Origin of the sequence: Paraburkholderia dilworthii, assembly GCF_000472525.1 — a bacterium.
Taxonomy (GTDB): domain Bacteria; phylum Pseudomonadota; class Gammaproteobacteria; order Burkholderiales; family Burkholderiaceae; genus Paraburkholderia; species Paraburkholderia dilworthii.
In genome coordinates this window covers 33,413-53,914 of record NZ_AWZT01000026.1, presented here as the reverse complement: position 1 = coordinate 53,914, position 20,502 = coordinate 33,413, and the positions used below count along the sequence as shown (strand labels likewise).

Annotated in this window: 17 protein-coding genes; 6 read left to right on the top strand and 11 right to left on the bottom strand. The window is 61.5% G+C overall.

Features of this window, described 5'->3' with window-relative positions:
• Positions 1-48: 48 nt before the first annotated feature.
• Both phnY and phnA read right to left on the bottom strand, forming a co-directional pair.
• Positions 49-1,506: a phosphonoacetaldehyde dehydrogenase gene (gene phnY / locus F759_RS0121445; protein WP_027801679.1), complete on the bottom strand. Its 1,458-nt coding sequence runs from the start codon at positions 1,504-1,506 to the stop codon at positions 49-51.
• A gap of 13 nt (positions 1,507-1,519) precedes the next feature.
• Entirely contained in the window at positions 1,520-2,755 is a 1,236-nt protein-coding gene (gene phnA / locus F759_RS0121440; RefSeq protein ID WP_027801678.1) for a phosphonoacetate hydrolase, read from the bottom strand.
• A 224-nt stretch (positions 2,756-2,979) separates the two neighbouring features.
• Between phnA and F759_RS0121435 the strand changes: the two genes are divergently transcribed.
• The 5 genes from F759_RS0121435 to F759_RS0121415 all read left to right on the top strand — a co-directional run bounded on the left by F759_RS0121435 (position 2,980) and on the right by F759_RS0121415 (position 9,694).
• Positions 2,980-4,035 (top strand): putative 2-aminoethylphosphonate ABC transporter substrate-binding protein, encoded by a 1,056-nt coding sequence (locus tag F759_RS0121435; protein WP_027801677.1) that lies wholly within the window; start codon positions 2,980-2,982, stop codon positions 4,033-4,035.
• 129 nt (positions 4,036-4,164) lie between these two features.
• On the top strand, positions 4,165-5,256 hold the full coding sequence (locus tag F759_RS0121430) for a putative 2-aminoethylphosphonate ABC transporter ATP-binding protein (protein ID WP_027801676.1): 1,092 nt from the start codon (positions 4,165-4,167) through the stop codon (positions 5,254-5,256).
• Positions 5,253-6,980, top strand: coding sequence for a putative 2-aminoethylphosphonate ABC transporter permease subunit (locus F759_RS0121425; protein ID WP_027801675.1), 1,728 nt, complete (start codon positions 5,253-5,255; stop codon positions 6,978-6,980). Before F759_RS0121430 ends, F759_RS0121425 begins: the two co-directional genes overlap by 4 nt.
• Positions 6,981-7,059: 79 nt before the next feature.
• Complete coding sequence (locus F759_RS0121420) at positions 7,060-8,181, top strand: 2-aminoethylphosphonate--pyruvate transaminase (RefSeq protein ID WP_027801674.1); 1,122 nt, start codon at positions 7,060-7,062, stop codon at positions 8,179-8,181.
• A 124-nt stretch (positions 8,182-8,305) separates the two neighbouring features.
• Positions 8,306-9,694, top strand: coding sequence for an FAD-dependent oxidoreductase (locus F759_RS0121415; RefSeq protein ID WP_027801673.1), 1,389 nt, complete (start codon positions 8,306-8,308; stop codon positions 9,692-9,694).
• A 46-nt stretch (positions 9,695-9,740) separates the two neighbouring features.
• Here the strand turns inward: F759_RS0121415 and F759_RS0121410 are convergent, their stop codons facing one another.
• Positions 9,741-10,469, bottom strand: coding sequence for a phosphonate utilization associated transcriptional regulator (locus tag F759_RS0121410; RefSeq protein WP_027801672.1), 729 nt, complete (start codon positions 10,467-10,469; stop codon positions 9,741-9,743).
• 382 nt (positions 10,470-10,851) lie between these two features.
• Here F759_RS0121410 and F759_RS38200 point away from each other — a divergent pair, with 382 nt between their 5' ends.
• Positions 10,852-11,868: a phosphatase PAP2 family protein gene (locus tag F759_RS38200; RefSeq protein ID WP_051377392.1), complete on the top strand. Its 1,017-nt coding sequence runs from the start codon at positions 10,852-10,854 to the stop codon at positions 11,866-11,868.
• 158 nt (positions 11,869-12,026) lie between these two features.
• Here the strand turns inward: F759_RS38200 and F759_RS0121400 are convergent, their stop codons facing one another.
• From F759_RS0121400 to F759_RS0121365, 8 genes are all read right to left on the bottom strand, one after another.
• Positions 12,027-13,838 carry a TadE/TadG family type IV pilus assembly protein gene (locus F759_RS0121400; protein ID WP_084534310.1) on the bottom strand — a complete coding sequence of 604 codons (1,812 nt, stop codon included), beginning with the start codon at positions 13,836-13,838 and terminating at the stop codon, positions 12,027-12,029.
• A complete protein-coding gene (locus F759_RS0121395) occupies positions 13,835-14,476 on the bottom strand; it encodes a TadE/TadG family type IV pilus assembly protein (protein WP_063829663.1) in 642 nt (213 codons plus the stop codon). Before F759_RS0121395 ends, F759_RS0121400 begins: the two co-directional genes overlap by 4 nt.
• A gap of 65 nt (positions 14,477-14,541) precedes the next feature.
• Complete coding sequence (locus F759_RS0121390) at positions 14,542-15,036, bottom strand: TadE/TadG family type IV pilus assembly protein (protein WP_027801669.1); 495 nt, start codon at positions 15,034-15,036, stop codon at positions 14,542-14,544.
• On the bottom strand, positions 15,033-15,953 hold the full coding sequence (locus F759_RS38195) for a tetratricopeptide repeat protein (protein ID WP_084534309.1): 921 nt from the start codon (positions 15,951-15,953) through the stop codon (positions 15,033-15,035). Before F759_RS38195 ends, F759_RS0121390 begins: the two co-directional genes overlap by 4 nt.
• Positions 15,950-16,912, bottom strand: a complete 963-nt coding sequence (locus F759_RS0121380) for a type II secretion system F family protein (protein ID WP_027801668.1) — start codon at positions 16,910-16,912, stop codon at positions 15,950-15,952. Before F759_RS0121380 ends, F759_RS38195 begins: the two co-directional genes overlap by 4 nt.
• On the bottom strand, positions 16,909-17,883 hold the full coding sequence (locus F759_RS0121375) for a type II secretion system F family protein (RefSeq protein ID WP_027801667.1): 975 nt from the start codon (positions 17,881-17,883) through the stop codon (positions 16,909-16,911). The genes F759_RS0121380 and F759_RS0121375 overlap by 4 nt, the downstream gene beginning before the upstream one ends.
• Positions 17,880-19,271 (bottom strand): CpaF family protein, encoded by a 1,392-nt coding sequence (locus tag F759_RS0121370; RefSeq protein WP_027801666.1) that lies wholly within the window; start codon positions 19,269-19,271, stop codon positions 17,880-17,882. The genes F759_RS0121375 and F759_RS0121370 overlap by 4 nt, the downstream gene beginning before the upstream one ends.
• On the bottom strand, positions 19,271-20,491 hold the full coding sequence (locus F759_RS0121365) for an AAA family ATPase (RefSeq protein WP_027801665.1): 1,221 nt from the start codon (positions 20,489-20,491) through the stop codon (positions 19,271-19,273). The genes F759_RS0121370 and F759_RS0121365 overlap by 1 nt, the downstream gene beginning before the upstream one ends.
• Between the last annotated feature and the right edge of the window lie 11 nt (positions 20,492-20,502).

Genomic DNA, 20,502 nt, shown 5'->3' with positions numbered 1-20,502 from the left:
AGCGCAAAAGCGATTTATTCAATGCGGTGCGGCAGTGTCGCCTTTGCGTCACCAGGGCAACGAGTATGTCTTGGTGTTGGTGAAGCTCTTGATTGCTTCCTGCACGCCCTCCTTGTAGCCGAGCCCGGAGTCTTTCACGCCGCCAAACGGCGTGAGTTCGAGCCGGTAACCCGGCACCTCGCGCACATTGACGCTGCCCACTTCCAGTTCGGTGATGAAGCGGGTGATGTAGTCGAGACGGTTGGTGCAGACCGAAGACGACAGCGCGTAGTCGGTGCTGTTCGACATCTGGATCGCCTCGTCGATATTCCTGAAACGCAGGATAGGCGATACGGGTCCAAAGGTCTCGTACTTGACGAGTGGCATGTCGGGTGTAATGCGATCGACGACGGTGGGTGCATACAGCGCACCTTCACGCTGGTTGCCCGTGAGCAGGCGCGCGCCGCGCGCCACAGCGTCGTTGACCTGGCGCTCGCAGAACTGCGCGGCGGCCTCGTCGATGAGCGTGCCCATGTCGACGGTGCTATCGGCTGGATTGCCATGTTTCCACGCACGCGTTTTCTCCACGACGAGATCGGTGAAGCGATCTGCGACGGCTTCGTGAACCAGCATACGCTTGATCGCCGTGCATCGCTGCCCCGAGTTTTTGTAGGAACCCGAAACGGCGAGCGAGCTTGCTTCGTCGAGGTCGGCGTCTTCCATGACGATGATCGGATCGTTGCCGCCGAGCTCCAGCACGGCTCGCCGATACCCCATACGCGCCGCGATGGACTTGCCGATCGACACGCCGCCCGTGAACGTAATCAGATCGACCGCAGGATTCGTGATCAGTTCGTCAGCGATCACGGCCGGGTCGCCTGTCACGACCTGCAGCATCTGCGGGGGCAAGCCTGCTTCGTAGAGAATATCCGCGAGCAGATAGCACGACAGCGGCACTTTTTCGGAAGGCTTCACGACGATGCGGTTGTTGGTCGCAATCGACGGCACGATCTTGTGCGCGACCTGATTCATCGGGTGATTGAACGGTGTGATGGCGGAGATCACGCCGAGCAGCGGCTCGCGCTGCGTGTACACGCGCCGCTTCTTGCCATGCGGCGTGAGATCGCACGAGAAAATCTGCCCGTCGTCTTTCAGCACTTCGCCAGCACCGAACCCGAGCACATCCGCGACGCGGCCTGCCTCATACGTTGAATCCTTGATGCACAGGCCGGCTTCCGCCGTGATCAGCGCCGCAATCTCGTCGGTGCGCGCGCGCACGGCATCGCCGGCGCGGCGCAGGATCGCCGCGCGGTCGTAACGCGTGAGCGTCGGGCGGTAAGCGCGCGCCACCTCGAACGCGCGCTGCAGATCCTTCAATGTCGCTTTCGGCACCGTGCCGACGAGCGTTCCGTCATACGGATTGCGTACTTCGATCACCTCGTCGCGAACGATCTTTTCTCCGTCGATGCGCAGCGCCTCGTGACGAGGTCCCGCGTGGGCCTTCGTGATATCCGCAATGGCGGTCATGTCCGTTTCCTCTTCACTGAAGGTGGTTGAGTGCGATGTCGATCACGTCGAAGTTGCGCAGACGCGCACGCTGCGCGGCCGACTTCGCGACAGGCCGGCTGAAGATCAGCGGCACGATCTGTTCCGCGAGACCGCCGTGCGAGCGCAGTGGCACATCGAGACCGGACAGGTCATGTTTGATGCGGCGCGTGCCGAGCACCACGTCTTGCGCGGAGATTACGATGAGGTCGCCCATGCGTGCCGGCGGCAACTCGAAGCGGGCGCAACCGTCGGCGCCGGTCAACACGAGTTCGATGCCGGGCTCGGCGGCGAGCTTGCCGGCAATCGCCTCCAGATCCGCGGATTCGGGCAGATACACGGTCGCAAACGAGCCGAGCGCGCCGTGATGAACGACGTAGGGATCGGTGATCGGCAAAATCACGCGGGCCGCGTCTTCGCCGAGCCATTCGTCGAGGCGTTCCTGTAGATAGATCACATTGGGCTCGCCTTCGTCGTTGTGCTTCGCGTTCATGCCGTGATCGGCGGTGATCGCGACGATCGCGCCGAGCTCGTCGAGCCGTTGCAGATAGCTGTCCATCATCTGATAAAACGCGTTTGCGCCGGGCGTGCCGGGCGCGCACTTGTGCTGGACGTAGTCGGTCGTCGACAGGTACATGAGGTCGATCTCGCGTGTCTCCAGCAGGCGCACGCCCGCCGCGAAGACGAACTCGGAAAGCTCCGCGCTGTACACGCTCGGGACCGGTTTGCCGACGAGTTCGATGACCTTGTCGATGCCGTTTTCTTCGACCGAGGCTTCGTCGGCCTTTTCCGATGAAAAGCAGATGCCTTTGAGCCCCTTGCCGAGCAGGCGGCGCAACTTGTCCTTGGCGGTCACGACGGCGACCTTCGCGCCGGCTTCGGCGAAGCGCGCGAGCACGGTCGGCGCGACAAGGTATTTCGGATCGTTCATCAGCACTTCGGTGCCGCTCTCGCGATCGAAAAAATAGTTGCCGCTGATTCCATGCACCGCAGGCGGCACACCCGTCACGATGGACAGGTTGTTCGGGTTCGTGAAGCTCGGCACCACGCATTCGCCCTTGAGGGCGGTGTCGGGATGCAGCAGCTTCCTGATGAATGGCGCGACGCCCGCCGCGGCGGCCATCTCCAGATATTCATATGCGCAGCCGTCCACGCAGACAACCACGACGGGGCGGTGCATCCAGTTGTAGTGACGGCCGTTCACTTCGATAGACCGAGGCATTTCGCTCATGAGACTGCTCCTTTGACCAGGGATAATCCGGGAATTGACGATGCGGCGTTGTGTGGCAATCTGTGGTAATACTTGACATTAAAATTGACTCTTTGTAGATTGTCAACAACAGACAACCAACAAGCAGCAGGCAGTCGGGGCGGAGTTGCAGTTCCTTCGCAGTAGGTATCCGTTTCCATCGGTTTCCCGTCGCTGACACGGGGGCACTTACAAGGGGTAAGGAGATGAAGGAAGAATCGGGATTGAGGCGTTGCAAGGGGCTTCTGAAGGCTGCGGCTCAGTGCTTTCTGGCCGCATCGGTAACGCTCGGGGCCGTGCAGTCGGCACAGGCGAAAACTCAGTTGCTCGTCTACACGGCGCTCGAAGACGAGGCGATGAAGCCGTACAAGGACGCGTTCGAGAAGGCCAACCCGGATATCGAAATCCGCTGGGTGCGCGATTCGACGGGCGCTGTCACGGCGAAACTGCTTGCCGAAAAGAGCAATCCCCGAGCTGACGTCGTGCTTGGCCTCGCCGCTTCCAGCCTGACGCTGCTCGACCTGCAAGGCATGCTCATGCCATACACGCCCAAGGGTTTCGACAGCCTCACGCGCAAATACAGCGATATGAACGATCCGCCGCATTGGGTCGGCATGGACGTGTGGGGGGCGACCATCTGCTACAACCGCATAGAAGCGGAGAAGCGTCATCTGCCCAAGCCCACCTCATGGGAAGACCTGACCAAGCCTGTCTACCAAGGGATGATCGTGATGCCGAGCCCGGTGTCGTCCGGCACGGGCTATCTGGACGTCACGTCCTGGCTGCAAACCTTCGGTAACGACAAGGGCTGGCAGTACATGGATGCGCTCGACAAGAACGTCGCGCAGTACGTGCATTCCGGTTCCAAGCCATGCACGCTCGCGGGCACCGGCGAATTCCCGATCGGCATCTCGTTCGAATTCCGCGGACACGAACTCCAGGCGCAGGGCGCGCCGATCGACCTGGTGTTCCCGAAAGAAGGGCTCGGTTGGGATATGGAGGCGACCGGCATCATGAAAACGACGAAGCAACCCGAAGCCGCAAAAAAGCTTGCCGATTTCATGGCAAGCAAGCAGGCGAACGAGATTACGGCGCAATGGTGGGCGATCGTCGCGTATCCGGGCGTGGCGAAAAAACTATCGGGTATTCCAGAGAACTATCCGCAAATGCTCGTGAAGAACGACTTCGTATGGTCTGCAAAGAACCGTCAGTCGATTCTGGAGGATTGGCAGAAGCGCTACGGCAGCAAGGAGCAGAAGTAAGCCCGGCTGCAGCCGGAGTTCGACGGGTGCGCTAACAGTGGGCGCACCGAACGATGCGGCGGCGCGCAGGCAATGCGCGTCTCTCGATCCAGCCGCAAGCAGGCACACAAGCGCCAGGCGGAGGAATACATGACAGCGTATTTGAGCGTGCAACAGGTTTTCAAGCGGTTCAACGATACCCCGGTTCTGCAGGGCATTAATCTGGGCGTGAAGAAGGGTGAAATGCTCTGCTTTCTGGGGCCGTCCGGCTGCGGCAAAACCACTCTGCTGCGTATTATTGCCGGCCTGGAGATGCAAAGCGCGGGCCAGATTTTGCAGGACGGCCGCGATATTTCGCGGTTGCCGCCGCAGCTTCGCGATTACGGCATTGTGTTTCAGTCGTATGCGCTGTTCCCGAATCTCACGATCTTCGACAACGTCGCGTACGGGCTCGTCAATCGCAAGATGAAGCGCGCGGCAATCGCCGCGCGCGTGGATGAACTGCTCGCGCTCGTCGGCTTGCCTGACTCGCATCGCAAGCATCCGAGCCAGTTGTCGGGCGGGCAGCAGCAGCGCATTGCGCTGGCCCGCGCGCTTGCCACATCGCCCGGGTTATTGCTGCTCGACGAACCGCTGTCGGCGCTCGATGCACGAGTGCGTGTGCGGTTGCGCCAGGAAATCCGCCAGCTACAGCAGCGCCTCGGTGTGACGACGATCATGGTCACGCACGATCAGGAAGAGGCGCTGTCGATGGCCGATCGCATCGTCGTGATGAATCACGGAGTGATAGAGCAGATCGGCACGCCGCATGAAATCTACCGCGAGCCTGCGTCGCCATTCGTGGCGGATTTCATCGGCAAGGTCAACATGATTCCCGCCGAAGCCATCGACGACGGCAGCCTGAAAGCCGGATCAATCGCATTGCGTTATGGATGCGGCACCGCGCAACCGGTGCCCGGCTCGCAGGTGTCGGCATTCGTGCGGCCGGAGGACATCCACATCGGCACGCCCGGCAGCGTGGCGGACAACATGTTGCCGGCACGCGTCGAGAAACTCGAATTTCTCGGCGCCTTTTGCCGCGTGAGCTTCAAGGTCGACGGGCTGGCGGGCCAGGAAGTCGTTGCCGATCTGTCCTTTCACGACGTACACCGCTCGCGTGTAGAAGCCGGCGCGCGCTTCGACCTTGCGATCAGCCGCGAAAGCGTCTGCGTCTTTACCGAAGCCAAGGAGCGTCTGCAATGAGCGCCGTTCTGATTGAACGCCGCAGCGGCGACGACCCGCACGCCGAAGTGAGGCAAATCACGCATTGGCATGACCGCATCGCACAATTTGCGCTCGTGGTGATGTCCGCAATGCTGGCGATGTTTCTGCTCGTACCCCTCGCGCTGGTGATCGGCAAATGTTTTATGGATGCCGACGGCCATTTCATCGGCTTCGCCAATTTCAGCGGCTATCTGGCCAACGCGGGCGTGTGGACCTCGGCGCTGCACTCGGTGGCCGTCGCAAGCACGGTCACGCTGATCGTCATTCCAATGGCGTTCACGTTCGCCTATGCGCTCACGCGCTCGTGCATGCCGATGAAGAATGCGGTGCGCACCGTCGCGCTGCTGCCATTGCTTGCGCCTACATTGCTGTCGGCTGTGTCGTTCATCTACTGGTTCGGTAACTCGGGGCTTCTGAAGCCGCTTCTGCATGGGCATTCGATCTACGGCTTCTACGGCATTGTTTGCAGCCTTGTTTACGCGGCTTTTCCGCATGTACTGATGATTCTCGTGACGGCGCTTGCACTTTCCGATGGCCGCCTGTATGAAGCTGCCGAGGCAATGGGCACGAGCCGCATACGCAAGTTCATGACGATCACGTTGCCGGGCGCCAAATATGGCCTGATTAGCGCGACGATGGTGTCTTTCACGATCTGCATCAACGATTTTGGCGTGCCGGTGGTGATCGGCGGTCCGTACACGGTGCTATCGACCGACATCTACAAGCTCATAATCGGCTTGCAGGACTTCAATCGCAGCGCTGTGGTGAGCTTGTTGCTGCTGTGTCCGGCGCTGGTTGCGTTTGCGGTCGACTTCTTCGTTCGACGCAAGCAGCAGTCGCAACTCGGTGCCCGCTCGACTCCCTATCAGCCGAAGCCGTCGCGCGGCTTCGATACGATGATGCTCGCGTATTGCACGCTAGTCTGTCTGTTGCTGATCGCCGTGGTGGGCATTTCGGTGTTTGCTTCGTTCGTGAAGTTCTGGCCGTATCAGATGAGCCTCGGTTTGCAGCACTATAAAATGGGCCTCGTCGCCGCGGGTATTTTCGATGCGTATAAGAACAGCCTGAAAATGGCCGCTTGCGTGGCGCTGGGCGGCACGGCGATCGTGTTCGGCGGCGCCTATCTGGTCGAGAAAACACGCGGGCCGCGCTGGCTGCGCGGCTTCATCAACCTGTGTGCAATCTTGCCGATGGGCGTGCCCGGTCTCGTGCTCGGCATCAGCTATATTTTTCTGTTCAATTCGCCCGCCAATCCGCTGAACGGTTTGTACGGCACGCTCGCGCTGCTCGCCATCGTGACCGTCGTGCATTACTACTCGTCGAGCCATCTGACGGCAGTCACCGCGTTGCGGCAGATCGACAATGAATTCGAAGCCGTCTCTGCCTCGCTGAAAGTGCCTTTCTACAAGACGTTTTTTCGCGTCACCGTGCCAGTGTGTCTGCCGTCGATCCTGCAGATCGCGCGCTATCTGTTCGTCAACGGAATGACGACGGTGTCCGCCGTCGCGTTCCTGTATTCGCCGGACACGCAGCCTGCCTCCGTCGCCATCCTCAATCTCGACGACGCCGGTCAGATCGGACCCGCCGCGGCGATGGCCACGCTCGTGCTGGTGACCGCTTCGTTTGCGTGTCTGCTGTTTGCCGGCGTATCGCACGGCGTATTGCATCGTACCCAGGCATGGCGCACGTCGCGCCGTGGCTGAACAGAATCTTCATAGAGACGTTCAAGGAGAGCCCGTGAAAAGTACTGAGAAAGATGCCGTTAAAAGTACCGGAAATACGCTGAGCCAGCCGATTCTGCTCACGCCCGGTCCGCTCACCACATCGGATCGGACGCGTCGGGCGATGTTGCGCGATTGGGGTTCGTGGGATGGCGATTTCAACCGGATTACTGCGCGTATCCGAGAGGAAACGCTGCGCATCGTGCACGGTACAGAGACGCATGAGTGCGTGCCGTTGCAGGGCAGTGGGACATTCTCGGTCGAAGCCGCAATCGGCACAATCGTGCCGCGCGATGGGCATGTGCTCGTGCCGAACAACGGTGCGTATTGCCAGCGTATTGCGAAGATTTGCCGCGCGCTTGGCCGGCGTCACCAGACCCTCGACTATTCTGAGGATACGCAGGTTCAAGCCGCTGACATCGACCGCGCATTGGCCGCCGACGCAAGCATCACGCACGTCGCGCTGGTTCACTGCGAGACAGGCGCCGGCGTGCTCAATCCGTTGCATGAGATTGCGGTCGTCGTCGCGAAACACGGGCGCAGCCTCATCGTCGACGCAATGAGTTCGTTCGGCGCGATCGACATCGACGCGCGCGAGACACCGTTCGACGCCGTGATCGCCGCGTCTGGCAAGTGCCTGGAAGGGGTGCCCGGCATGGGCTTCGTGATCGTGAGGCGCAGCACGCTCGAGCGTTGCGAAGGCAACAGCCATTCGCTTGCGATGGACCTCTACGATCAATGGGCCTACATGAATCGCACGACGCAATGGCGCTTCACGCCGCCGACGCATGTCGTCGCGGCGCTGGATGAAGCGATTGCGCAATACGTGGAGGAGGGTGGTCTTCAAGCGCGTGGAGCGCGGTATGCGAACAACTGCCGTGCGCTGCTTGCGGGAATGGCCGAACTGGGATTCCGGCCGTTTCTCGACCCGTCGATTCAGGCGCCGATCATCGTGACATTTCATGCGCCCGACCATCCCGCTTACGACTTCAAGACCTTCTATCAGGAAGTGAAAAAGCGCGGGTACATTCTGTACCCAGGAAAACTGACTCAGATAGAAACATTCCGTGTTGGCTGCATGGGGCATTTCGGCGAAGCGGGTATTCCGGGCGCCGTTGCCGCGATTGCCGAAACTTTGAAGACGATGGGCATCACTCAGGTATCGCCCAAGGTGCTCGCGTAAAGTGCTCGGGTAAAACGTATCTCGCGAGAAGTTCTGGCTAACCAAACACGCCGGCGCGCGACGGATCCTTTCCGGGCATCGTTGCGAACCGGCGCAGAGAATTCACCTGACAGCGACTCATATCATGCGACCGTTCTGGATCGAACAGGCACTCTTCTCCGATGGCTCGTTGGCGCCGGCGTTACAAGGCGCGACAACCGCCGACGTATGCATTGTCGGCGGCGGCTTCACCGGTTTGTGGACGGCCATTCAGGCGAAACTGCACAAGCCCGCGCTCGACATCGCGATAGTCGAAAGCGATCTGTGCGGGGCGGGCGCGAGTGGGCGTAACGGCGGATGCATGCTCACGTGGTCGACGAAGTTCTTCACCTTGCGGCGACTGTTCGGGGAAGCGGAGGCAGTGAGGCTTGTCAAGGCGTCGGAGGCAGCGGTGCACCGGATTCGCGACTTCTGCGTCGCACATGGCATCGACGCGGAACTGCGCATGGACGGCACGCTTTACACCGCGACGTCGCACGCGCAAATCGGCGTGCTGGATCCGGTTATTTCGGCGCTGCGCGAGCACGGCATTCACTCGTACCAGCACCTGCCGCCGGAAGAGGTCGCGCGGCGCTCCGGCTCCGCACGTAATCTGGGTGGCGTGTTCTCGCCCGTCGCGGCCACCGTGCATCCCGGCAAGCTGGTGCGCGGTTTGAGGCGCGTCGCTCTCGACATGGGCATACGCATCTACGAACGCACGCCGATGCTCGATTTCGCGAGCGGCGAGCGCGTGACTGTGCGCACACCAGTGGGCAGCGTGACAGCCGGCAAGCTCGTGCTGGCGATCAACGCGTGGATGGCGAGCCGCTTCAGGCAGTTCGAACGGACGCTCGCGATTGTGTCGAGCGACATGATCGTCACGGAAAAGTGTCCGGAACTCCTCGCGCGCAGCGGGCTCACGGATGGCGTTTCGGTGCTCGATTCACGCATCTTCGTGTACTACTACCGCAGCACGCCCGACGGACGCCTGATGATCGGCAAGGGCGGCAATACCTTTGCCTGGCGTGGCAGGATTGCGCCGGTGTTCGACCAGCGCTCGCCGTATGAAGCGGATCTGACGCGCGGCTTGCATACGTTTTTTCCCGCGCTACGCGACATCGCGGTGACGGCGAGCTGGAACGGTCCATCGGATCGGTCGGTAACGGGGTTTCCGTTTTTCGGGCAACTCGACGACGCGCCCAATGTGTTCTATGGGTTCGGTTATTCGGGCAATGGCGTCGGACCCACATATATGGGCGGGCAGATTCTGTCGTCACTGGTGCTGGGGCTCGATAACGAATGGACGCGCAGCCCATTGACGCGTGGCCCGCTCGGACATTTTCCGCCTGAACCGATCCGCTATATCGGCTCGATTACCGTACGCAACGCGATTCGCCGCAAGGAGCAGGCTGAGGATGAGAACCGCGAGCCGTGGCTCGTCGACCGCTGGTTGAGCCGCTTTGCGAGCGCAGCCGGGAAGTCGGACAAATCGTAGGCACTCGCGCGGCAGGGACGCGTGCACGCTTTCATTGCCGATCTCGTCAGACTTCCGTCAGCGCCGTCGACGACGGTTTTGTGGGCGCGACCCAATGCTCATGCGCGCGCCGCATTCTGGTCAGACCGTGCGCGATGTGCTGGCGCACCAGCATGACCGCCTGCGCTTCATCCCCAGCCGCGAGCGCATTCACGATCTTCTCGTGTTCGGCGACGGATTCGCCCAACGCGCCGAGGTCCGCTTCGAGTGCCGCCTGACGCAGCAGTCCGAGCTGGCGTACGAGATGCCGGTATGTGTCGATCAGATGCTGATTGCCGGGAGCCGCGATCATCGCCTCGTGGAACTGGACGTTCAATGCCGTATAGCGCGCAATATCGCGCGTTTTCCTCGCGGCCTTCATGGACACGACGATGGCTTTCAGCGCGGCTAGCGTGTCGGGCGTCATATGGTTGGCGAGCCTGCGTGCGGCGGACTCGTCCAGCATTGCGCGCACCTCGTAGATTTCTTCGGCTTCGCGAAGCGAGACAATTCGCACCATGACGCCGCGGTTTTTTTCGGTCGTGAGCAAACCCGCTTGTTCAAGTGCTCGGAACGCCTCGCGCACTGGGCCGCGTGAGACGTTAAGCCGCGTGGCGATGTCCACTTCGTTGAGTTTTTCGCCTGGCGCGAGCTCGCCGGACACGATGCTGCGTTCCAGGCTTTGCTGCACGAGCATCGCGAGCGAGTGCCGTTGCAGCAGTTCGATGGCGCTGGTGGATGACTCGTTGGTGCTCATGTCGGAGGTCACAAAGGCGAAGAGAAGGGTTATACGGACCTTAATATGTGCGGTTGCCTACTGTCAACAATCGGGAATGTCCGTGGTGGGGTTGGTGAGGCATCGCCGGTCGGAAATAGAATCGGTATCGCAAACTCGTGGAGGCGGAAGATCGAACGCGGACACTCCTGAGCCGACGGCAATAATGCCAGCGGTGATTCGTCAGGACCGGCCGTTCGAGCCAATGCGCCGAATTGTCGACGATTCGGTGAGCCCCACGATAGGAAGCGGGTCCAGCGTAAAGATCTGGGTCCGCCCGCCGTAAACATGTATGCCGATCGGCCCACAACCCAATGTCAGGTTCCATCGAGAGCCGTTCATTGCGAACTCGCCCAAATTCCAGATGATTCCATTCGAATCGGATCCCGGCCGTGCTATACCTCTGCCGTCATTTTTGCAGCCTTATGTCATTGGTTCGAGCATTGTCGCGGGCATTGCGGTGATCGACTCCCTATGGATCGCAACAAGTACGCATTCGGTGAGATGGACGAGCCTTTTTCCTTCTTGCAAAGCAGCGCTAGTCCTGCTCGGTATTGCAATAGCATTGCGGGCTATTGGCCGTATTCCCCGTTATCAGGCCGTGACCGCGAAGTTGCATTACGCGAGGATGTCGAACACCGCTGCATGGTGCGCGCTGCTTTTGTTGTTCGTATCGGCCACCTGTATCTTGTCCTATCTCTGCGTCTCTATCGATGCGCCGCTCGTTGAGCGCTGGTTGATTGCGTTTGATCATTCGCTAGGGTTCGACTGGCCCGCCGTTTATCAGTGGGTACTAGCTCACCCGCGCGTGCACGAAGTACTTGAATTTGCCTATGCAAGTGGACAATGCCAGTTGGTAGTAGTACCTGTCGCCCTTGGTTTATTCGGAAAGCGCGAAGAATTGCCAGCTTTCTTTTTTCTACTTGTGATTGCGAGCGGATATCTGCTGCTGATCTCGACACCGTTTCCGGCAACAAGCGCATTCGTTCATTTCAATGTGGACGACATCGCCGCCAAGGCGACGGTGTCCGACTTCGAATTGCTCCGCGCGGGGTCATTGCAGGTCATTGACCTTGCCAATACCCAAGGATTAGTGGCTCTGCCGTCCTTCCACACGGCAATAGCGGCGCTTTTCACTTATTCGCTACGAAGAATTCGCTGGCTCGTTTGTATAGCCGCGCCACTCAACATGATTATGATCCTGTCCACACCTACGCAGGGCGGTCATTATCTGGCTGACGTGATCGCGGGGCTTGTGCTGTTCGCACTGACAGTCTTTACTTACAACGCAATCGTCTGGCGGAGATCGTTGTGCTCAAATCCTCGTTTTCTTCCGTTCAGTCGGACAGTTGACCTTGCTGGCCGCGAACGTCCGCTTTAGAGCAGCCTCGATATCTGTTCGACATTGGCAGGGAACTCTGGTCAACCGCATTCTGCCCGTGCGAACGCCTCGATGGCCACGTGGAATTGCGGCGCGCGGCGCAAACTGAACGCTTTCACGCTCGCGCCAACACACCAACACACCGGCGCCTTCCATCATCACTGCGTCAGACGCAGCACACCGAGGTTGCCCGCGATCTGCTGGAAGATCGCATCGAGCGTCGCATTGGTCGGCGCGTGAAAGTAGTTGCCTGGCGACGCGCAGTTTCGCATCGTTGTCTGTGCGACCGAACTCGATGCATCGCTGCCGAACGTGATCGCATAAATGATGATGCCGTCGTTCTTCATCGCGGTGCAGACGGCGAGCTGGAAAGCGTTGATGTCGGTCACCGAGGTGGTCGATCCGTTCGAAAGGGAAGTACCGTCAGCGCGCGTCACAGTCGGCGCTTTCAACGCGCTGCTGCCTACACCCGTCAAACCGTTGAACGACGGCGCGGGCATGATCCCGTTCGCGCTGCCCGGGTCGTTTTCGCCGTCGGTCAGAACAATGGCGACGCGCTGCAGGCTTTGCGTGGTCTCGGGGCGCGGTAACGTGCTGTCCGTCGACACCCAGCCATTGCCTTTCGACACACTGTTCGACCAGTCCGATGACAACATGCGCCAGCCCCACAGCAAACCGGTCGGGATCATGGTGGAGCCCGCCGCCTGCATATTGCCGATGGCGGTCGTCAGCGTGGTTGCGTTTTTGGTGAGGAATTTGACCGGCGCAATCGAACAGGGACTGCCTGTGCCGTTGACGTTGCCGTTCTGGTCGTAAACCCTCGTGTTCGGACTGGTCTGGCTCGCCTGGCCCCAGGCCGCCGCAATGCCCACGCCGGTGCCGATGCCGCAGGTGGTCGTGGAACCGTTACTCTGCACGGTCAGCGGAACGCCCGCGACAGAGTTGCTACTTTGCACAACGCAATTGTTGCTGCTGCCGCTGCTAGTGCTCTTGTAGGTCGTGACAGTGAAGCCCGCTTTGGGAACGTTGTAGTAGAACGGCGTGAAGCCCGGAACGTCTTTAGGCGCATAGGCTTTCGGGTAGAGACTCGAGCCTGCGTCGCGCGGCTCGACCGGACAGCCGCCCCACCCCGAACCGGTGATGCCCGATTGGGCCGTCATGTAGACGTTGTTCGGGTTATACGCGAAGGTCGGCGACATCCAGCTGCCACTCGAAAGCAGTGAGCCGCCGAGGTTCACCATCGTGGTGAACGGCACGAGTCCGATATAGGAATTGTTGTTCTGTACGCCGAGGATGTCGTTCACCAGATCCGTCGCGGCAGTGCGTAGTCCCTGAATCTTCGTGCCCTGCGTTTTGCTGCTGCTCGCGTAGTCCGCCATCGACCCGGTATTGTCGAGCACCAGTACCAGTTCCAGCTGGCTTTGCGGCATGCGCAGCGCGGTATTCGACGCGGCGATCGTCACCTTGTCGGGCGACGAACTGTCCGAACCCGAACCCGAACCGGAGCCTGAATTGCTGCCCAACGCGCCGCTGCCGAAGATGATTGGCGCGAGCAACGGCGCGGAGCCCGTGGCGGCAAGCTTGATAGTCTGACCGGTCGACGGCTGCCCGGTGACAGTCGCCGAGAACTGCGCGTCCGGCATCGAGAATTCCATGTAGCCCGACGGCATGTTCGCGTTGTAGTAAGCGCGCGTGTCGGCTTGCCATTGCGTGAGATTGCTGCCGGTGGTCGTGTTGTAATGCAGAAGGTTGACACCCGATGACAGCGTCGCGACGTCGAGCGCCATCTGCACGCGCGTCTGCGTCATCTGGTAATGAATCGTGTCGATTGCGGTGCACATCGAGCCGATCATCAGCGTCGCGCACAACGCGAAGATGACGGTAATCGCGCCCTCGTCGCCCTTGAGCAGCGCGGACACCGTGCGCGGCTCGGATGGAATCGTGCGGTGCCCGGCCAAAGCGCGCTTCATGACGCCGCCACGAGAGAAAGCGCGCTGCCCGAGCGCGGCCGCACATAGACGCGCTCATAGATAATCTGCGTGCCCGGCGCGTTGGTCCAGAACGGCAGCGTCATCGAAAAGGGGGTGTACGAATAGAACACTTCGATCACGATCGCTGAATCTCCGTTGCGAAACGGCCAGGTGGTCGGCAACAGATTGCCGGTGGTCTCTTTCGACTTCATGCCCGACAAAGTCCACGGCGCGCTGCGCTGCCAGAACAGCAGCGGGGTGCCCGCGGCCATCGTCGGCGCGGACGGCGAATTGACGATGTTGCTCGGACTGCTCCCCGAGCAAAGATTGATCGTCTTATCGCAGATCGACGTCACATACACGCCGCCCTGCGTTTTCAGGTTATTGGGCGCGGCGATCATCGCGGCGGCATTCCAGATCGAACCGAGGCTGTTCGACGAGGTCGTGCCCGAGTCGTTGACGACCGACGACATCTGTCCCAGCGAATCGGCCAGCGTAAACGCGGTATGTTCGACGAGGCTCACCGCGCGCATGTACAGATAGACCTCGCTGAAGCCGAGCATGACGAGCAGCATCAGCGGCACGAGAACCACGAACTCAACCGCGACGCTGCCGCGATCGGAGCGTAAAAACGGCATAAGCGCGCGCCGTCCGATGCGCGCGCGGCGGCGCAAAAGCGGCGGCAATCTGTCGGCGATGCGTGTCATTTTTCGTTCTGCACGAGGTAGTTGCGTTGGAACGTCAGCGGCATCGGGACGCCGAAATACTTCGGCAAACCTGTGAAGCCTTTCGGCAACGTGACGATGATCTGGTAGGAGACCACATCGCCGTACCCGCCCATATTCGACTGATAACTCGTTGTACCCACGTTGTTGTAGGTGCCGTAGTTGAGCGTCTTGATCGTGACGGTGCCGCCGATCTTTTGCCAGCCGCCGAGCGTGTTCATCACGATGCTCGCCGCCTGATCCGCGCGCGTGCTGCCTGTCGGGACGGTCGTGGTCAGGCCCGTACGTGAAGCGGACTGCGCCGCGATCTGAACGGAAGCGTCGACGATCATGTCGAGTGCAAGTTCGACGGTGCCCAGCACGAGAAAGAACACGACCGGCGAGAGCAGGGCGAATTCGATCGCCGAGACGCCGCTGTCGTTAGCCAGCGCGCGCTTGAGTCCGCGCCGTCGCAGCCGGGCCGCTGCTGTCATCGGAGGCTCGCGGCCTGCACAGGAACGCCCGGCACAGAGGCAGCTTTCGCCGCCCCCGCGTCCGCACCGGGATGCAGTCCAAGACGCTCGCGCTGAATTTCATAGAAGCGCAGATTGTCTTGCACCGACGCTTTGGGCAGGTCGTGCCCGAGAATTTCGGCGGCCGCGTCCATGTTGCCAAGCAAGCCGTAGGCGAGCGCGAGATCCTGGCGAGCCTGCGTCGGGGCGGCCGGGTAACGCGTGACGTCGAGCAGCACGTTTGCCCCTTCGCGCGGATTGCCACCGAGAATCAGCGACAGCCCGAGGTTCACGCTGAGCATCGGATCGCCCGGATTCTTGCTGAGGCCTTCGCGCAAGACGGCCTGTGCGCCGGCGTGATCGCCGGACAGGTCGATCGCGGCGCCGAGGCCCGCCAGCGCGAGCGGCTCGTTCGGCGTCATAGCGAGCAGGCGGCGATAGGTGGCGATCGCATCGTCGAAACGACGCTGGTGAATCGCCACGCGTGCATGGCCGATCAGCGGCGCGGGCGCGTTTGCGTCCAGTTGGCTCGCGTGATCGTAATAGACGCCGGCGCGCGTGTAGTCGCCGACCGCGTAAAGGGTGTTGCCTAAGCCGGTCAAGCCTTGGACCGAACGCGGATCGGCCTTGACGATTCTCTCGTACAGCGACGTCGCGAGTTCGAGGTTGCCGGAGTCGAGCGCCGTTTCCGCGATGCGCATCTCACTCACGTTGCTCGGCGTGGCATTGCGCATCACGGGCCGCGCTTGCGTTACGCGCTCGGTCGTGGTGCAGGCCGCGCCGAGCATCAGCAGCGATACTGAGCACGCCAGCAGCGCGGCGCGCGAGACCGAGTACGGAAGCTTTGCGCCGCGTGCGCGCAGCGTGGGTACAGCGATGGCGATGTGAGCGATTTTCATTGCTTGGCGAGGGCGTTCATCAGTTGAATGACAGCCGGCCCGGCCGCGACTGCGACGACTGCGGGCAGGATGAAGAGCATCATCGGCACGACCATCTTGGGCGCGAGCTTCGCGGCCTTCTCTTCGAGCGACACGATGTGCGCGAGACGTTCGGTGCGCGACAGCGTGCGCAAGGCCTGCGTGATCGGTGTGCCGTATCGCATCGACTGGGTGAGCGTGGCGATCAGCGCGCGAATCGACGGCAGGTTGATGCGTTCGGCCAGTTCGTGAAGCGCGCGCGTGCTGTCACCGGAGAGCTTGAGTTCGTCGGCGGTCAGCGCGAATTCGCCGGACAGCGGCGGACAGATGTTCGCGAGTTCATCGGCCACGCGGCGGATGCTCACGCCGAGACTGTTACCGGCATTGGTACAGATCACGAGCAGATCGAGCGCATCGGGCAGGCATGCCGCCATTTCGTTGCGGCGCTGCGATGCGCGGAACGCGACGATGTATTCCGGAACGATCATCCCGACGATGAACACGAACAGCATCATCATTCCGCGCACCGCCGGAAACGCGCCGATCACCGGAATGTGCGATCCGAGCATGACCGTCAGCGCCGCGCAGACGAGGCCGGTCGCGAATTTGATAGCGAGCAGGATCGAGACGGCGGAGCGGCTGCGATAGCCGCCTTGCAGCATTTCCTTTTGCAGCTTCAGGCGGTATTTCGCGTCGAATAGCGGCAGGCGGTCGCCGATGATCGTCAGGCGCCGGATCAGGCGCTGACGCAGGGTGCTGCCTCTTTCCAGGTCCTCGGACTCGCCACCATCGGCGCGCGCGATCAGCGCTGCCGCGCGCGCGCGCTCGGCGATCCGTCCGCGGCGGCCGCCATGTTTCGTCATCCACCAGATCGCAAGCGCGGCGAACAGCGCAAACAGCATCAGCAGATTGATCAGAGTTTGAACGTTGCCCGGACTCATCGCGACGTATCCAGCCTGGAAATCTTGTTGATCACGAGCAGCCCGAACGCGAGCGAAATCGCACCGAAAGTCAGCAGTTTCTGGCCGGGCTCAGTATCGAACAGAACGTACAGATAGCTGCGATTGAGCGCGTACATGGCCAGCATGATCACAGCCGGAATCGCGGCCATGATCTTGGTCGTGATGCGCGCTTCACCGGTCAGCGCCCTCGTTTTATGGCGAATCTCGCGCCGGGTTCGCACGATGCCGGATAAGCCTTCGAGCGTCTCGCCGAGTTGGCCACCCGTTTCGCGCTGTAGCAGCAGGCAGACGCAAAAGAACGAGAAGTCCGCGATTTCAATCCGTTTGACGGCGACGTTCAGCACTTCTTCCAGATCGAGGCCCACCTGCAGCGAATCGCTCATCAGCTTGAACTCGTCGCGGATCGGATCGGTGCACTCGCCCGACACGGTCGTGATGACCTGCGTGACGGGCACGCCCGCGCGCACCGCACGCACGATCAGGTCGATCACATCGGGAAAGCCGTCTAGAAAGCGCCGCCTGAAGCGCTGCACCAGAAAACTGTAGGCACGCTTGACGGCGAACACCGGCAGACCCGCCATGATGAGCGGCTTCGCGAAGCCGGGCAGCGGCATGAAGTGCGTCATCAGAAAGGCAAGCAGTGCGCCCGCCAGGCCAGCGGCGAACACGATGCGAATACCCCTACTGCCGGCGACGGTGCGAAGCCGCGCCGCTTTCGGTGCGTACCAGCGGCTGAACGCGTTCTCGCGCCGGCTGATCGTGAACAGATCCGTGGCGTGCGCTTTCGTATTTCTCGTTCGGGATCTGTCGGCCGAAAACGTGTCCTCCATGCGCGACTTGATGCGCGCGTGAGGCTGCTTCTTCCGTATGTCCTGCACGGTCAGCCACATCACGCCGAGCATCAGCACGATGATGAACGAACACGCTGTGAGCAGGTCGATCCGGTTCATGGCCGCATCGCCTCGAGCAGCGCTTCTTCGAGTCCGTAATACGCGGCGCGCGCGGCGAACGCCGGGCGCACCTGCGCGGATTCGTAGGCGCCCTTGACCTCTTCGTTGTAGGCCGTGGCGTCGTAGCGGAACGTGAACAGATCCTGCGTGATGATGACGTCGCCTTCCATCCCGACGAGTTCGGTAATGCGCGTGACGCGGCGCATGCCGTCGCGCATCCGCTCGATCTGCACGATCAGATGCACCGCGCTCGCGATCTGCCGGCGAATCGACAGCAAAGGCAGGTTGCCGTTGGCCATCATCACCATGCTTTCGAGCCGGGTGATGCCGTCGCGCGGCGTGTTCGCGTGGATCGTGGTCATCGAGCCGTCGTGGCCCGTGTTCATCGCCTGCAAAACGTCGAAGGCTTCCGGGCCGCGTGTTTCACCGAGAATGATGCGGTCGGGGCGCATCCGCAGCGCATTGCGCACGAGGTCGCGCTGCGTGACGCCGCCAAGTCCTTCGGCATTCTCGGGCCGCGTCTCCAGACTGACGACGTGCGGCTGCACGAGTTGCAGTTCGGCGGCGTCTTCGATCGTGATGGTTCGCTCGCCGAGTCCGATGAAATGCGATAGCGCGTTGAGCAGCGTGGTCTTGCCCGAACCCGTGCCGCCCGACACGATGACGTTCAGCCGGCAGGTGCTCGCGACCTTCAGCAGGTTCGCCATCTGCTGTGACATGTTGCCTTGTTGCGCCATCCGGTGAAGCGTGATGTTGCGCTTCGAGAACTTCCGGATGGAGATCGTCGCGCCGTGAATCGCGAGCGGCGGCAACACCACGTTGACCCGGCTGCCGTCGGCGAGACGTGCGTCGACCATCGGGCTGCTTTCGTCGACACGCCGGCCCACGCCTGCGGCGATCCGTTGCGCGACGTTGATCACGTGCGCGTTGTCGCGGAACTTGAACGGCGTGAGTTCTAGCCGGCCGTGCCGTTCGACATAGACCTGATCCGGTCCGTTGACGAGCACGTCGGTGATGGTTTCATCGGCGAGCAGGGGTTCGATTGGGCCGAGGCCGAACATGTCGTTCAGCAGTTCACCGACGATCTGCACCTGCTCGGCAAGCGTGATGTTCAGATGCTCGCGCTCGGCGATCTCCATTACGAGCTGCTCGACGCCGACTTTCATCTGCTCGCGCGTACGGCCCACGGCCGCGGATGCGTTCATCAGACCGAACACGCCGGTGCGGATGGTTTTGAACAGATCTGATCGAACCAGCGTTCCGTTGCCTTCAGGGCTATTCGCAGCGTGCACGCCCGGCGCCACGACCGGCTCCGGAGGGGCGATGTTCTCCGCGACGGCAACGTCGTCCGTCGGCTCGACCGTGCGCACCGGCTTTTGCCCGAACATCAGCCTCTCCTGAATCTGAGTTTCTGCAGGAAGTTGCGCTCCGCGACGGCGGGCTGACCGGTGAGATCATGACCGATTCGCGTGATGCTCTGATTGAAGCCGTTCGACGACTTCTCGTTCGGCGCTTCGCCAAGATTCTCGGCAACCGAGATCGCCTTCGATTCGAACGGAATCTCGTACAGCGGCGGACGCCCGACCGCCGACGTGAAGTCGGAGACATCGACCTTGCCGGCGCTCGCCGCGTTGGGGTTGTTCAGCAGCAGCGAGGTCGGCGGATTGTTGTCGCGGTCTTCGATGAACCGCAAGCGGCGGATCGTCTCGCGGGTCGAGTGCACCGAGCGCTCGGCGATCAGATACGCGCGCGACGCGAAATCGAAGGCGTCGGCCGCGAGCGGGTCGGTCATGCTGCCGACATCGAGAATCACGTAGTGGAAGCTGTCGCAGAGCAATTCGAGCACACGCCCGAGCGCGCCGGGCTGGAAAGTCCTCGCGCTGCCGTAGTCGAGTTCCGCGGACAGCATGAAGAGCCGCGCGCCTTTCGCGACGAGCGTGCGCTCCACGTATTGCGGGTCCAGTCGGTGCATGTTCTGCAGCACGTCGTTCAAGCCGTTGTTGCTCTTGATCGCGAGCATGCTGTTCGCCGCGCCGCCGTACAGGTTCAGGTCGACGTAGGCGACCCGGCGGTGCGTATCTTCGGCCAGATGGCGCGCCACGTTGAGCGCGATCGTCGTGGTGCCGACACCGCCACGCGTGCCGGCGAACGCGATCGTCTTGCCGGAGCGCGCCAGCATCACCGGACTGACCTTGCCTTCCGCCACGTTCACGGTGCGCTTGAGCAGTTCCACCGTGAGCGGCTTCACCAGATAGTCGCGCACGCCGATCTTCAGCAGGCTGCGGAACAGGCCCACGTCGTTGCGTTCGCCGAGCGCAACGACTTGCACCGACGGTTCGCACACTTCCGCGAGCCGGCCGAGGTCCGAGAGCGGCATCGCCGAATCGTGCAGGTCGACCAGCAGGAACTGTGGCGAACGGTCTACCTTCGACAGATGCGCGATTGCCTCGTTGACGCCGCCAATCGCGACGTGCGTATGCGGCATCGCCTGGTCGAGCACGAAGCTCTTGAGCACCTGCTCAGTCTTGCGGTCGCCGACGAACGCGATGAACTCGGCGAGCCGGGGTCCGCTGTTGCTCTTCGTGAAGCTGAAGTCAATCGTGGCCATGAGGTTGTCCG